The organism is Paenalicyclobacillus ferrooxydans (genome assembly GCF_001399675.1).
Taxonomy (GTDB): domain Bacteria; phylum Bacillota; class Bacilli; order Alicyclobacillales; family Alicyclobacillaceae; genus Alicyclobacillus_B; species Alicyclobacillus_B ferrooxydans.
On the sequence record NZ_LJCO01000105.1, the window covers coordinates 1 to 752 of the forward strand.

1 protein-coding gene is annotated in these 752 nt (G+C 50.0%); it reads left to right on the plus strand.

Features of this window, described 5'->3' with window-relative positions:
- The coding region (locus AN477_RS22670) for a helicase-related protein (protein ID WP_281176400.1) at positions 1-752 on the plus strand (752 nt) is incomplete at both ends.

Consider the following 752-nt stretch of genomic DNA (forward strand, 5'->3'; position numbering starts at 1 on the left):
GCAGCATATCAGGTGTTTCACAACGAACTTGAATCTGTGATGCGTCAGCAATATGCGATCGGAAACGCGAATGCATTCGCGAAATTTATCCCTTCCGTGGTGAACGCAGCCAATCAACCGCATGTCTCTACAACGGTAACGCTGGGAGATGACACGGTCACCTTCTATGCCCCAAACCATGAACGTATGTTGTCCGCTAAGGAAGGGAAGTTGCTCAAAGATATCCAATCCGAATTGGACCAAAACAGGCGTTGTGTGGTGTATGTCCGCTATAGTGGTGAGGCTGAGCAAGACAGGCGAATTGCGAGCGTATTAAAGCAAAACGGCATACGCGTACAAACCCTTCAAGCAAGCGTATCACCTGAGGAGCGCATCGAGTGGCTTGAACAGGCGGTAGACAAAGGGACAGAAGTCGTTGTCTGTAACGCCAAACTGGTAGAGGTCGGACTTGATTTGATGTTTTTCCCGACTTTGCTGTTTTACCAGTTCACGGACGAGATCGCGACCATGCGTCAAGCAAGTCGTAGGGCGTGGCGCATTGGACAGCATCGGGCGTGCAAGGTGTTTTACTACGTCTACAATGGCTCGTACGAGATGGTTCAATTTCGACGAATGCTGCAAAAGCGCAGTCATGCGATGTTGCTTGAAGGAAGACTTGATAAGTCTGAGGTGTCGCAGTTTGCAGTACAAGACGACAAGTCCGCATCTACCTTCGCCATTGCAAGTTGCCTAGGGGACGTCGAAGACCTTTC